Source organism: Marivirga arenosa (genome assembly GCF_030503895.2).
Lineage (GTDB): Bacteria > Bacteroidota > Bacteroidia > Cytophagales > Cyclobacteriaceae > Marivirga > Marivirga arenosa.
On sequence record NZ_CP129970.2, the window covers coordinates 35,470 to 50,847 of the forward strand.

The 15,378-nt window shown below is 34.7% G+C and carries 6 protein-coding genes; 5 read left to right on the plus strand and 1 reads right to left on the minus strand.

The window, feature by feature from the left end:
- Positions 1-16 precede the first annotated feature (16 nt).
- Positions 17-4,627: a T9SS type A sorting domain-containing protein gene (locus tag QYS48_RS00160; RefSeq protein ID WP_308357013.1), complete on the minus strand. Its 4,611-nt coding sequence runs from the start codon at positions 4,625-4,627 to the stop codon at positions 17-19.
- Between the two features lie 609 nt (positions 4,628-5,236).
- Here QYS48_RS00160 and fahA point away from each other — a divergent pair.
- The 5 genes from fahA (at position 5,237) to QYS48_RS00185 (ending at position 15,358) form a co-directional block, all read left to right on the plus strand.
- The gene (gene fahA / locus QYS48_RS00165; RefSeq protein ID WP_308357014.1) at positions 5,237-6,511 is read left to right on the plus strand and encodes a fumarylacetoacetase; all 1,275 of its coding nucleotides are present in this window, start codon (positions 5,237-5,239) and stop codon (positions 6,509-6,511) included.
- Between the two features lie 225 nt (positions 6,512-6,736).
- On the plus strand, positions 6,737-9,364 hold the full coding sequence (locus QYS48_RS00170) for a valine--tRNA ligase (protein WP_308357015.1): 2,628 nt from the start codon (positions 6,737-6,739) through the stop codon (positions 9,362-9,364).
- A gap of 134 nt (positions 9,365-9,498) precedes the next feature.
- Positions 9,499-9,903 (plus strand): hypothetical protein, encoded by a 405-nt coding sequence (locus tag QYS48_RS00175; RefSeq protein WP_302100035.1) that lies wholly within the window; start codon positions 9,499-9,501, stop codon positions 9,901-9,903.
- Between the two features lie 47 nt (positions 9,904-9,950).
- Positions 9,951-14,264 (plus strand): CusA/CzcA family heavy metal efflux RND transporter, encoded by a 4,314-nt coding sequence (locus QYS48_RS00180; protein WP_308357016.1) that lies wholly within the window; start codon positions 9,951-9,953, stop codon positions 14,262-14,264.
- Positions 14,261-15,358, plus strand: coding sequence for an efflux RND transporter periplasmic adaptor subunit (locus QYS48_RS00185; RefSeq protein ID WP_308357017.1), 1,098 nt, complete (start codon positions 14,261-14,263; stop codon positions 15,356-15,358). The genes QYS48_RS00180 and QYS48_RS00185 overlap by 4 nt, the downstream gene beginning before the upstream one ends.
- Positions 15,359-15,378 lie beyond the last annotated feature (20 nt).

Below are 15,378 nucleotides of genomic sequence, written 5' to 3' on the forward strand. Positions count from 1 at the left end.
TCAAATGCAGTTATTCTTACTGCTTAATTATTCTTTTCGTGATACTCCCTTTATCGGATTCAAACTGCATTAAATAAGTACCATTTGAATATTTAGTCATATCCAATTCAGTTTGAGATTTTTCTAATTTAAAGCTATCAATAAACTTACCTTCAAGAGTGAAAATAGTAATATTTACTGAATTAATAGTATTTAAATCAATAAACATTTTTTCACTTACTGGATTCGGGTATAAATTGATTGAATTTTCTAACAATTCATTAGCTTTTAAAATCTCTTGATCGAAAGAAAATACTTCACTAGTTGCTGAACAATTACCTTGAGTAACTACTAATTCATAATCACCTTTTTGCGTAACTACTATTAGCTTATTAGTTTCATCTTCTAATAATTCACCGTTTAAGTACCATTGATAAGAGTCACCTTCAATCGAACTTTCTAATACATTATTAGAAACTAAAATACCGGGCTGAGATATATCTGTAACACTTACTGTGAAATTGATTGAATTGACTTCGCAGCTATTAGTTGCAGAACCCGTTAAGGTATAAGTAGTTGTTTCCTCTGGAGATATAGATATTCTAGCTTCATTTGTTTCAGCTAATAATTCATCACCTAAAAATAATTGATAATTATCCATGTCCACATTAGCCGACAAATCAATGGTTAAGGTTTCATTTAAACATATGCTGTAATCATCAACTTGATCAATAACAGCAGATTCAACATAATTTACCGAAGCTACCTGATTTGCATTTAAGGATGTACAATTTTGTCCTTCAATTAAAATATCGAATTGATTCAAGCCTGTAGTTAAACTTGTGACAGGTACCTCAATGATCAATTTACCATCTTGGGAAGCTTGCTTTGAAACAATGGCTTCTTCTCCTGATACAAAGTTATAGGTTTTACCGTTCTGTGCGTTATTAATTATGACAGATGCCACTCCACTACCACAGCTATTCGCATTGGTGATATCTAGATCTGGAACAATTTCTTCCTCAACATTAATGATTACTTTATCACTAAATTCGAACTCTGAACAGCTACCATAGGAAGCTTTCATTGTAAATTCATTCGATCCTGAAGTCAATTCTGTTTTATCAATTACTATAGATTGATTGGTACCATCTCCATCAATACTGCTTATTAATGTTCCATCTTGATACACACTATAAGTAACACCTGATTGACCTGTGAAATCTATGGAAGCAGAATTATCAATACAAATATCATTTGATTCAAAAGCAATATTCTCATCAATTACTAAATCTTGATATTTAATTTCTAATGTTGATTGTAAAGTACCGCTTTGACAAGCATCCTTTTCAGCAGCTATCGTAAATTCATTAAGACCTGAGTTAAGATCTTTAACTGAAATAAAACCATCGTAAATACTTCCTGTCCCATTTACTGATTGTATTGTATCTTGCCCATCAAGAATATAATAATTAGCTCCTAATTGAGTATTAATACTGAAAGAAGCTTGATTATCAGCACTACAAATTGAAGAACCACTTACTTCTTGATTTAAAATCAATTCATCATAAACTTGAACTTGAGCGTTTCCAACATTGGTAGTATCACAACCACTTACAAAGGCTTGAATTGTAAAATCATTAATTGAACTTGCTAATAATTCAGTTGATATGTCAACATTTGCATCAGCACCATTTCCTTCAACAGAAGCTACAACTTCATCCCCTTTTGAAATCAAATAGTTTACAAAGGTTTCAGTATTTTGTAGTACAATTGTAGCATTTTGTTGAGGACAAACATCATCACTAACAGTTGATATTTGTGAAGGTTGATTAGAATTTAATATAATTTCAAATCTATCAGAACCTTTTGAGGCTAGCTCATCCGTTACCTGAAAGTTATAGACTAAATTATCAGTAATCTGATTTTCTGTATTCAAGAAATTATCTTTCAATATTAATTCTTGAGTACTTACTGTACTAATTCCAGAGAAATCTAATGCATAGTCATCTCCTACTACCATTTGTTCCAAGTTCAATTTTATTGATCTGCTACAATTTGAAGAATTGGTTACCGGAGCTAATCTATTTACTTTAACCATTTCATTATCTTCTGTTAAAGTAGAAATTGTCTCATATGTATTTAATAACCTAACTGCATCGTATTTCGGTTCGTAATTGTCTGTCGCATTCTGATTAAATGAAACAATAGTTATATCATCATAATCAGGTGTCTTTAAGATAATCTCAAATCTTTCTTGAGGTAAAGTTCTATAGTAAGTAGGTGTTGTACCCGTTACTTTTGTAGCCTCAGTTGCACTTAGAACTGCACCATTTGTTGTAGCTCTTACAAATATACCTTGACCTTGAGGAATTAATTGTTGGACTGCTCCATCAAGAGGCTCATATGCTTGGGATGATGGATTATACAAATAAGCTGTACCTGCATCAATACCTGAACGATCCCATTGTGACCAATCTGTTGGAGCTGGATAAGGATTAGAAACCATATGCCAACCTGAACCATCAGATGATCCTGTTCTGGATAATACAATATTAAAATCACCAGAAAAAACTGTTCCATTCCCCTCTATTATACCACTTGCTGGTTCTCCAGCATAGTTGAAAATATAATAACCTTCACCATGAGTGAATGACTCACCATTACCAGAGGAAGGGAAACCTGTATAACCATTATCAAAAATACCATTACCGGCAGCTACTTCATCAAATGCGTATATAGAATAAGTACATCCTGCAGTAGGGCATGCACTAGCTCCGGTAAAAGGCCCAGTAACTGATAATTCGTCCTGAATTTCTGAAACGCTTAATCCAGAAACTGGGAAACCTACTATATGGTACCCCCTATTATCACCTCCAACAGTATAAATAGCACGCTGAACATTCATGGTTCCATCCAAGGTTGCAGTGCCAATGTTATCAATAGCCGCATCTCTTGTTTCTGAGGATAGAAGAGTAAATACTCCTGATCCAGTGCCATCTAAATCCACGGTAGGACTGCCAGCAAATGACATCACATTTTCTAAATCAACATTACCATTAATATTTATTGTACCACCCTCTGCTGATAAATTCCAGAAAGAAGTGGTTGATGACCCTGATATTGATTTTATTGGGATATCAGTAAAAGCCACAGTTCCCCCACCATTATCAAAGACACCTTCATTAGTCCAATTTCTATGCACCGTTAAAATACCTGGAGGTGCATTTACTGACCCTGAAGCATCAATCGTAAAATCATAGAAAGCTCTAGAGCCAGAACCTAAAAATTCAGTAGTTCCATCAAAGATAAAACCTCCCGGGTTTGTTCCCGCAATTAAGTCACCATCAATTCTCATATTACCAGAAACAGTGACTACCTGATCTGTTGGGTCAAAGGAGCATGAAGGATCAATATCTAATTCTCCATTTATATCAATCCCAATATTATTCAATGTCAATCCAGAAGTGTTACTAACTCTTAAACCTCCAGCAAATGTAATTTGATTAGCACCGTTAATGGATTCAGGAGTAGTTCCTGAAAAAATTACCAGTTGGGTTGGGGCCCAGTTTCCTAAATTTTGAACATTCCCCTCAATATTTATAGGGTTCGGATTAGGCGAAGTATCAAAAGTCACATTTGCCGAATTCAATCTTAATAGGCCCTGAACTAATAAATTTCCTGTTGATTGTAATGATTTGACAGATGCACTAGATGGTGATCTTAATCTTAAATTTCCATATTCTTGGGCTCCCACTACTTGATCTGCAGAGGCATTGTAAATTACAGTTGATGCTGGATCTAATGAGAAGGTACCTGTAGGACCAGCTGATTGGTACCACCAACCCTCTGTTTGATTAGCTCCATTAAAATTAATAGTGAACGTACTTGAAGCACCTAATGTGAAATTATCTGCATTAATGTAGCCTGATGTACCTGTTGTCAGATTTCCTTGAATATCAACTGAATTAAATCTATTAGAATTAGAGTTACCATAAATGGCTCCATTTACTGTTAATGTAGTAGATGCAATAGTTATTAAATTTGAATCGAAATCACTGTCTGAAATTGAAATGCCTGAAGAAATAGATAAATTACCACCTAATAAACTTAAATTTCCACCAGATATTTCGATGTTAGACGAAATTGTTGAAGTACCTGTTGTGTTAACTTCCATATTAGCAATTGGTGCAAGTTCGCCCCATGATTGAAAGATTTGACCATTCCTTGTAAACTCTAAAGTCAAATTAAAATCATCAATAATTACATTCGTGTTTGGTTCTCTATCTACCGGGGCAAAAACACCTGAACCTGGTGGTAAAAAAGGCACTTCTTGAAGGTCATATGATCTTAATACACCATTGATTGTCAATTTTCTTACTTCACCAAAAATTGTAATTTGATTGGCAACGTCATATAAAACATTAACGTTATTTACAACTGCATCAGCTCCAAAAATAAACATTTGGTTACCTTCTAAAAAAACATTGTCATTCGGACCAGGAACACCCGCACCACCAGCTCCTCCCCTACTTGAAGCCCAACTATTGGCATTACTCCAAAGCCCACCCACGGCATAAAAATCTGCTGATAATAAATGGTTAGAAACCCCAACCAAAAACAATATAGAAAGTAAAAATTTCTTCATAATCAATGCTTTAAATTCCGCTAATCTAAAATAACCCTAATCAATTAGCTTCATTTATTCTAATTAACAAAAATAAGAACTTAATTATACAATAGGTAAGGAACAGTCCTCTAAATATTACATTTGATCGAAAAATATTCAAAAACAGCATATTCCCCTTTCCTATACCTGTTTAGACATACGAATTTGTAGAATGGTTGGATTAAAATAATTATGAATTAAGAATTAATAATTAGTAACTAATTGCATTAAATACGCTACTTCTCAACACCAAACATCATACTTACCACTTCACTACCCTCTTCTATATTTTAACTAGCTCTCCTTTCCCCTTTGCTCAAATTATATTTTCAATAGATTGGATGCTTCAATAGGTCAGACGAAAGTCAGACCGGATTTGCCAAATAGCTACTATACAAATATTAGAATGACTGGACGAATAATTCAAATGGTACTTTTTAAGCACTAATATTCAAGAGTTGGTAATTGAAATCGCAAACTAACTTCAATCTCCCAGCTGCTAACTAACTACTCCTCTCCTTTCCCCTTTGCTCAAATTTTCAGATATTAGCATTTCAAAATTTCTGACTACAAAAACGACTTTTTAATATGACGTATAAAGCGAATAATCCAGCTTTAAAAAGCTGGGTGGAAGTACCAAAAGACTCAGATTTCCCTATTCAAAACCTACCTTATGGTATATTTTCTACTGCTGAAAAATCAGCGCGCGCAGGTGTAGCAATAGGAAATCATATTTTGGACTTAACTGAAATTCAATCCGCGCAATTATTCAATGATCTGAATTTACCAGACAGAATTTTTGACAAAGCAGTGTTGAATGATTTTATGGATTTAGGAAAAAAAGTCACCATTCCTGTAAGAGAAAGAATTTCAGAGCTTCTTCAAGTTGATAATCAAGAACTTCAATCGAATGACCAACTAAAAGCTAAGGCCTTAATTCCAATGGAAAAAGCCACTATGCATTTACCTATTCAGGTTGGCGATTATACAGATTTTTATTCATCAGAATCACATGCGACTAATGTAGGTACTATGTTTCGTGATCCTGATAATGCATTATTACCGAACTGGAAACACATCCCGGTAGGTTATCATGGCAGAGCCTCTTCTATTGTGATTTCAGGTACTCCTTTACACAGACCAAAAGGTCAAACGATTGCTCAAGATGCAGAAAAACCAGATTTTGGGCCGGCTAAATTAGTTGATTTCGAATTAGAAATGGCATTTATCACATGTGGTAAAAATGAATTAGGAGATTCAATTTCTACAGATGAGGCAGAAGAGCATATATTTGGGTTTACCTTATTTAATGATTGGTCTGCAAGAGATATACAGAAATGGGAATATGTTCCATTAGGTCCGTTTTTAGCTAAAAATTTTGGTTCTTCTATGTCACCTTGGATTGTTACGATGGAAGCATTAGAACCCTTTAGAATAGCAGGTCCAAAACAAGAACCTGAAGTTCTACCCTACTTAAAATTTACAGGAGATTACCATTTTGACATTGACCTTCAAGTAGGAATCAAACCGAAAGATTCAGAAGAAAAAGTAGTAACAAATTCCAACTTTAAATACATGTACTGGAATGTAGTACAACAATTAGCCCATCAAACGGTGAATGGTTGTAATATCAATACTGGTGATGTTTACGCTTCAGGTACTATTAGCGGAAATGATCCTTCCTCTTATGGTTCTATGCTTGAAATTAGTTGGAGAGGAACAAAGCCAGTAGCAATGCCGGATGGATCTGAAAGAAAATTCATCCAAGACCATGATACGGTTATTATGAGAGGTCATGGAGAAAAAGATGGAGTCCGAATTGGTTTTGGTGAAGTTAGAACTGAATTACTTCCTGCGAAGTAATTTTTACACCCCTATAATCCCCTCAAGGGGATAGAAATCCAGTTCAAAACAATGTCATTTTAACAACCCTGCCCCCTTGAGGGGGCTGTGGGGGTGTTACTATCATTACAAAAAGCTTTTATGATTGGAAAAGCTTTTTTATTCATTATCCCTCAATAAAAATTATTGAATTGCTTAATTTTGCGATTCATTTTATATAAAAAATTAGAATAAAATAATTCATATATGTCACTGGCAACAAAATACAACCCTTCTGATATAGAAGACAAATGGTATAAACACTGGATGGACCAAAAATTCTTTGCTTCAAAACCAGATCCGAAAAAAGAGCCTTACACCATTGTTATTCCACCGCCAAATGTCACTGGTGTATTACATATGGGGCATATGATGAATAACACGATTCAGGATGTTTTGATTCGAAGAGCCAGGATGCAAGGAAAAGAAGCATGTTGGGTGCCGGGTATGGACCATGCTTCTATTGCCACCGAAGCTAAAGTAGTAAAGATGTTGAAAGAGAAGGGCATCAATAAAAATGAAATCACAAGAGATGAATTCATGAAGCATGCCTGGGAATGGAAAGAAAAATATGGTGGTATTATCCTACAACAGCTCAAAAAGCTAGGTGCCTCTTGTGACTGGGATCGTGAGCGATTCACCATGGAAGAAGATATGTCAGCGGCTGTAATTGAGGTTTTTGTTGATCTTTACAAAAAGGGATACATCTACAGAGGAACCAGAATGGTAAACTGGGATCCTGAAGGAAAAACTGCCTTAGCCGATGATGAAGTAAACTTTAAAGAGGTAAATGGTAAGCTTTACCATATCCGGTATCAAATTGAAGGTAGTGATGATTATTTGGTTATCGCTACTACTCGACCAGAAACAATTATGGCGGATGCTGCCATCTGTATCAACCCTAATGATGATAGATTCCATCATCTGAAAGGTAAAAAAGCAATCATTCCATTAATTAATAAAGCCATTCCAATTGTGGAAGATGATTATGTTGATATGGAATTTGGAACAGGTTGCTTAAAAGTTACTCCTGCTCATGATATTAATGATCACGAAATTGGTTTACGCCATAATTTAGAAGTAATTGACATTATTAATGATAATGGTAAGCTAAATGAAAAAGCTCAAATCCTAGTTGGCGAAGATCGTTTTGTAGCCAGAAAGAAAATTGCCAAGCTTTTAAAAGAAGTTGATCAATTAGAGAAAGAAGAAGATTATACCAATAATGTTGGTCATTCTGAAAGAACAGATGCAGTTATTGAGCCGAAACTCTCTACACAATGGTTTGTGAAAATGGAGGAATTGGTAAAGCCTGCCTATGAGAATGTGATGAATGATAATATCAAACTAATTCCACCTAAGTTTAAAAACACCTACAAACATTGGATGGAAAATGTAAGAGATTGGTGTATCTCACGTCAGTTATGGTGGGGACAAAGAATACCAGCTTATTTTCTTCCGGATGGTGATTTTGTAGTGGCAGAAAATGCTGATAAAGCTTTACAATTAGCGAAAGAGAAATCAGGCAATCAAGACTTAAAAATCGAAGATTTAAAACAAGATGAGGATGTTTTAGATACTTGGTTTAGCTCTTGGCTGTGGCCAATCTCTGTTTTTGATGGTTTCAAAGATCCCGAAAATGAAGATTTCAACTACTACTACCCTACTAATGATTTGGTAACAGGACCAGATATCTTATTCTTCTGGGTAGCCCGTATGATCATAGCCGGCTATGAATTTAAGGGAGAACTACCTTTCAAAAATGTGTACCTGACTGGAATTGTTAGAGATGAAAAAGGCAGAAAAATGTCTAAGCAATTAGGCAATTCTCCTGATGCCTTAGCCTTGATTGATAAGCATGGTGCTGATGGCGTTAGAGTTGGGTTATTGCTTTCTGCGGCTGCCGGAAATGATTTATTATTTGAAGAAAAGCTTTGCGAACAAGGATGGAATTTCGGTAATAAAATATGGAATGCCTATAGATTAATTGAAGGATTAGAAGTTACCGAAAAGGATACTCCAATTGAAGCCATGAAAGCAATCGATTGGTTTGAAGCTCGATTCCAGGATGCTTTAAGAGAAATCAATGATCATTTTAGCAAATTCAGAATTTCTGATGCTTTAATGACTACCTATAAATTGATCTGGGATGATTTCTGTTCTTACTATCTAGAAATCGTAAAACCACCATATGGAGAAGCTATAGATAAAAATTCTTATGAGGCTACGATCAAATTCTTCGAAGATATCTTAACTATACTTCATCCATTTATGCCTTTCCTTACGGAGGAGATTTGGCATCAAATTACAGAAAGAGATGCTAAGGATTGTGTAATTGTGAATCACTGGCCAATAGAAAAGGATTATGACAAGTCTATATTAGGAGATTTGAAATTAACATTTGAATTAGTTTCACAGATTAGAAATATAAGAGCTTCGAAAGGTATTTCTCCAAAAGATGCCTTAAAGTTATTTGTGAAGACTAATGACCAAATGATTTATCAAGAGTATATCTCTGTTATTAACAAACTAGCAAATATTGAATCACTAGAGTTCACCAATACTAAAATTGATCAAGCTGTTAGTTTCTTTATTGGATCAGATGAGTGTTTCGTTCCTATGGAAGGTGCCATTGATGTTGAAAAAGAGAAGGAAGAAATTCAAAAAGAGCTTGATTACACTAAAGGTTTCCTTAAAAGTGTACAAAAGAAGCTTGAAAATGAAAGATTTGTGAGTAATGCCCCAGAAAAAGTGGTTGAAATGGAGAAGAAAAAACAAGCAGATGCTGAAGCCAGAATAAAAACCCTTGAGGAAAGCCTTGCCAATTTAGGTTGATAAAATATCTATCTCACTTTAAAGCATCCGTATTTAAGCGGATGCTTTTATTTTTATCTCTTTCAAAATTATCAGATTATTAAAACTATACTTTAAATAGTAACGTATCATTATAAAGTTTTACATTTGTATCAATGAGGAGAATTTTAGGCATATTTTTAATTACTGTATCGGTAAATATTTTACTGCTACACAGCTTTGTGCCTCATCATCATAGTGAAAATGGCTTTAATCTTAATGAGATTCTCAGAAATGAACCTGTAAAATCTCCAATCGATTTACTCAAAATTGGCTTTCACCTTAATTTAGGAGCTAATCACCTTGACAATTATCAAAATAACAATTCGGCACTAGCCAAACATGCGAGCCAACAAAGTCTGTCAAGTAATGATTTATTTTTATTAGTTCCTACAATCATTGATTTCGATTTTTCACAAATTGAAAATGATAATTCAATACAACTTCTGATTGAAGATAAAATTATTCAATCTATATTCAAAAGTAGTTTCTCTTATAGAGGCCCCCCTTCCCTTATTTAAGAATTCGTTCACATTTATTTATTTCTTAAATAATCAAATAACATTTCATGTTTCAAAAAATTATTTCTTTCTCCATAAAGAACAAATTGATCGTGTTCTTTGGAGTAATCGCTTTAATTGGTGGCGGTATATATTCAATGAATCAGCTTTCTGTAAATGCAGTCCCTGATATTACCAATAATCAAGTGCAAGTAGTCACGGTAAGTCCTTCACTATCAGCACAAGAAGTAGAACAATTCATTACCTATCCCATTGAAATTTCAATGGCCAATATTCCGATGATTGAAGAAATCCGATCGATCTCGAAATATGGATTATCGGTAGTGACCATCGTATTTGAAGAGCATGTACCTTTACTGGATACAAGACAATATGTTCAGGAACAAATCAATATTGTAAGTGGTGAAATCCCTTCAAAATTGGGAGCTCCTGAATTAATGCCCATCACAACTGGTTTGGGTGAAATCTACCAATATACATTAGAGGTGGATGATGAACATAAAGGGCAGTACTCTCCTATGGAGCTCCGGACAATCCAAGACTGGATTGTGAAAAGACAACTATCCGGAATTAAGGGAATTGTAGAAGTAAGTTCTTTTGGTGGATTTCTTAAGCAATATGAAGTTGCAATTAATCCTTCATTAATGGCGCAACAAGGGGTTACTTTTCAAGAAGTAACGTCTGCCCTTCAACTTAACAATGAGAATTCTGGAGGAAGTTATATAGAAAAAAATCAAAACGCCTATTACGTAAGAACAGAGGGCATGATGGTAGACCTGGATGATATCCGTAATACCTTGGTTAAAGATGACCCGAAATCACCAGTTCTTATAAAAGATATTGGAACTGTTCAGTTCGGAAATGCAAAACGTTTTGGTGCCATGACTAAAGATGGAGAAGGAGAAGCGGTTGGAGGCATCACCTTAATGCTGAAGGGTGCAAATTCATCAAAAACATTAGAAGCAGTAAATGCTAGAGTGGCTGAAGTCCAAAAATCGTTACCAGAAGGGGTGAAAATCAGGCCTTATCTTGACAGATCAGATTTAGTTGGAAGAGCTATTAACACTGTTAAAACCAATTTATTGGAAGGTGGTATAATCGTAATATTTGTTTTGATATTGTTGCTAGGTAATTTCAGAGCAGGTCTGATTGTAGCCTCCATTATACCACTCTCATTACTATTTGCTTTCATTATGATGAACATCTTTGATGTTTCAGCTAACCTCATGTCATTAGGAGCTATAGATTTTGGTATAGTAGTAGATGGTGCCGTTATCATTGTTGAAAGTATTCTTCACATTCTCTTCACCGTCCATATTGGCAAGCAATTAAGTCAATCTGAAATGGATGAAGTAGTAATTAATGCATCGCAGAAAATTTACAAATCTGCTGCTTTTGGGGTACTGATTATTTTAGTAGTCTTCCTACCTATTTTAAGTTTAACAGGAATTGAAGGTAAAACTTTCAGACCTATGGCACAAACGGTGAGCTTTGCCATTATTGGTGCGATGATTTTGTCCATGACCTATGTACCTATGATGACTGCCTTATTCTTGAAAAAGAAAATCAAAGAGCAAGTCACCTTTGCAGATAAGATCATATTAAAACTAAAAGCAGCTTATAAACCTGTACTAAACACTTCATTAAAAAACCCAAAAATGACTGTTGCTTTATCTGCAATATTATTAGGAGGTTCCATTTTCATCTTCACCAAAATGGGTTCGGAATTTATCCCCCAATTAGGAGAGGGTGATTTAGCCATGCAAATGACTTTACCACCAGGGAGTTCACTTGAGCAGAGTATTGCCACCAGTACAAAAGCTGAACAAATCCTATTAGATAATTTTCCGGAAGTAGAGTCTGTGGTCTCAAAAATTGGTACGGCTGAAGTCCCGACTGACCCGATGTCAATCGAATTAGCAGATATTATGATCATTTTGAAGCCAAAGGATGAATGGGTCAATGGTGAAGATCGTTTTGATTTGATCGAAAAGATGGAAGAGAAACTCGCAGTAATACCTACTGCTGTATTCGAATTCACGCAACCTATTCAACTTCGCTTTAATGAATTAATTACAGGAGCAAAATCAGATATTGCTATCAAAATATATGGCGAAGACTTACAGAAATTGGCAGATTATGGTGCACAAGCTTCCGCTATCATAAAAGAAGTACCGGGTGCAGCTGATGTGAAAGTAGAGCAAACTGAAGGTTTAGCACAATGGGTTATCTCATACAATAGAAGGAAAGCCGCTCAATATGGCGTTTCTATTGAAGAATTAAACAGTATTGTAAGAGCCTCATATGCTGGTGAAAATGCAGGATTTGTTTTTGAAGGAGAAAGAAAGTTTGAATTAGTAGTGAGATTGAGTGAATCTTTCAGAAATTCCATAAACCTAGATCAGCTTACTATTAAAAGCAAAGATGGCACAATTATTCCTTTATCAGAGGTGGCTTCATGGGAATATCAAGAAGGTCCACTACAGATCTCCAGAGATGATACTCGCAGAAGAGTAGTAGTAGGTGTGAATGTTAGAGACCGTGATATTGCGGGACTTGTAGCAGATATTGAGAGTAAATTAGATGAAAATCTCAAAATGGATCCGGGCTATTCTATTAAGTATGGAGGTCAGTTTGAAACTCTAGAAAAGGCAAGTAAACGTTTATCTATAGCAGTTCCGGTAGCTTTAGCTCTGATTTTCATACTCTTATACTTTGCTTTTGGTAAAATTAAATATGCGCTTTTAATCTATGTTGCCGTACCCCTATCAGCCATTGGCGGAGTCTTAGCTTTATGGTTACGCGACATGCCATTTAGTATTTCTGCCGGAGTAGGTTTCATCGCTCTTTTCGGTGTAGCCGTATTAAACGGAATTGTATTAATCAGTCATTTGAATGACTTAAAAGCAGAAGAAAAAGAAATGGACTTGATCAAACTCATTAAAAAAGGAAGTGCTGATCGTTTAAGACCTGTTGTCATGACTGCACTAGTAGCTTCTTTAGGTTTCTTACCTATGGCTGTTTCAACTTCAAGCGGAGCAGAGGTTCAAAAACCATTGGCTACAGTAGTAATTGGAGGATTAATTACAGCTACTTTTTTAACGCTAGTCGTGCTGCCTGCTTTATATTATTTAATCAATAAAGTAAAAATGAGTGGTAAGATTATACCTATCATAATCCTATTCTTGCTGAGTATTTCAGGACTGAATTATGAGTTACAAGCACAGGATAAAAATGATCCTCAAGTTTTAGAAAGTATGATCACTAATGCTATGGAAAAAAATCCTCATGTGATCAATGCACAACTAAAAATAGAACAGGCTAAAAGTTTTAAAACCCAAGCTTTTCAAATTCCTTCCACCAATATAAATTATCAAAGAGGTCAGTTAGACGGTCCTTTAATTGATAATAGTTGGACGATTCAACAATCTATTGGAAATGTACCTGCTAATTTTAGAAGATCCGAAATGGCGGATCATCAAATCGAACTAGCAAACAAAGAATATCATCTAGCTAAAAAACAAGTAGCTGCTGATATCAGAAAAGCTTGGAATAACTGGACATATAGTAAAAGACAAGTACGGTTTTTAGAGGATCAATCGGATCTTTTACAGAAAAGCATGAAACAAGCTAAAGAAATGATTGAAGAAGGTGAGAGTGGAAAGCTGGAAATCCTCAGTATATCGGGTCAATTAATGAGTATTGAAAATGAATTAATAAAAGGAAAAAAGCTTTTAAACGAAAATACTAAAAATTTGAAACAGCTTTGTTTTTGTAATGAGCTACCTGATTCCATCAGTCAATATAGCAGATATGAATGGAGTAATTCTCTTGATTCATTGACTCTTGATCCTGCCTTTACTCTCAGAAATAAACAGCAGATGAAAACGATTAGTAGTTCAATCAAAGTAAGTAAAGCACAGTATTTCCCTGAAGCCTATGTAGGATACGTGAATCAAAGTTTGAATAATATAACTGGATTTCAAAGCTTCCAGATTGGATTAAGTATACCAATCTTCTACAATAATGTGAAAGGAAACATTCAAGAATTAAAAATTGAAAAAGAAATACAAAAATCGACAATCGATTGGCAGAATTATGAGAGAAGTCAACGATTGATTATTGCAAAAAAAGATTATCAGAATTATGAACGACTCTTGTCTAAAAGTTCTGCTATGATTGATCAATTAGAAAATCTTGAATCATCCTCATCTGAGGCTTTAAGAATTGGAGAGTTAAACTTTTACGAATTCGTACAAAATTTAAATGCTCTTTACAACATTCAAAAAACCAATTTAGAACTCAAAAAAGAGATCGCCAACATTTCAATTGAATTACAATATTTAACAGAAACAAAATGAAAATCAATTATATAATATTATCGATGCTGTTAGTGATATCGGCTTGTAGCGAAGAAACACAGCTTAATTCAGAAGAAGCCGCTCAAGAAGAAGTTGCTATCAGTTTAAGCAAAGAACAGTTAGCCAATAGCTCATTGAAAATTGCACAGTTGAAAAAAGCTCCATTGGATAAAAAACTCACTGTCTTTGGTGAGCTTGCTGTAGCACCAGAGGATATTGCTAACGTACATATTGTGCAGCGTGCATTTATTAACGGTACTAGTATTTTACCAGGTGATAAAGTGAAAAAAGGGCAATCTTTAGCCACTATCTCTCATCCAGATATATTGACACTTCAAAGTGAATATCTAGCTTCCATAAATACTTTAAAACAGTTGCAGGCTGATTTTGAAAGAAAGAAAAGCTTGGTAGAAAATAAAGCGATCTCATTAAAAAGTTATCAGCAAACTGAAGCAAAATATTATGAGATGAAGGTGAATACTGATGCTAAGAAAAGTATGTTGCAAAAACTAGGAGTTAATATTAGCTCATTAGTAAAAGGAAACCTTCAGGAAAACTTGCACATAAGAGCTCCTTTTAGCGGTTTCGTAACAGCGGTTTATGTTAAAAGAGGAATGCTTGCTGAACCTAATATGGACTTATTTGAGATCGTTAATCTTGATGAAATGCATCTTGAATTTTTGGTTTACCCGAAAGACATACATCTCTTAAAAGAAGAGCAAAGAGTCAGTTTTAAATTACCAGAAAGCCATAAGTCTTACGATAGCAAATTACATTTAATCAATAAAAAGTTAACAGGTAATGCCGTCTTAGCACATGCTGACATTCCAGAACAAGTAAATATCCCATTAGGCGCTCAGCTAGAAGTGACTGTACATTCTCAAACTGATAGTTTACTACTAATGCCTAAAAAAGGAATTTTAAGACAAGGAAACCATATCTATATTTTTGAAGCATTAGCTGATAATCAATTTAATAAAGTTGAAATTCAAATGGTGGCGGAAAATGAAGAGTATATTGGAATAGATCCTAACAGCTTAAATGCAAATAAAAATTACGTTATTGAAGGAGCTTACTATTTAAGCACGGAATAAAATAATTAAAGGATAGACCC

Excerpts from the sequence above, each read along its gene's own strand:
- QYS48_RS00160 (WP_308357013.1), bottom strand. The coding sequence starts at position 4,627 with ATGAAGAAATTTTTACTTTCTATATTGTTTTTGGTTGGGGTTTCTAAC.
- QYS48_RS00185 (WP_308357017.1), top strand. The coding sequence starts at position 14,261 with ATGAAAATCAATTATATAATATTATCGATGCTGTTAGTGATATCGGCT.
- QYS48_RS00175 (WP_302100035.1), top strand. The coding sequence starts at position 9,499 with ATGAGGAGAATTTTAGGCATATTTTTAATTACTGTATCGGTAAATATT.
- QYS48_RS00180 (WP_308357016.1), top strand. The coding sequence starts at position 9,951 with ATGTTTCAAAAAATTATTTCTTTCTCCATAAAGAACAAATTGATCGTG.
- QYS48_RS00170 (WP_308357015.1), top strand. The coding sequence starts at position 6,737 with ATGTCACTGGCAACAAAATACAACCCTTCTGATATAGAAGACAAATGG.
- fahA (WP_308357014.1), top strand. The coding sequence starts at position 5,237 with ATGACGTATAAAGCGAATAATCCAGCTTTAAAAAGCTGGGTGGAAGTA.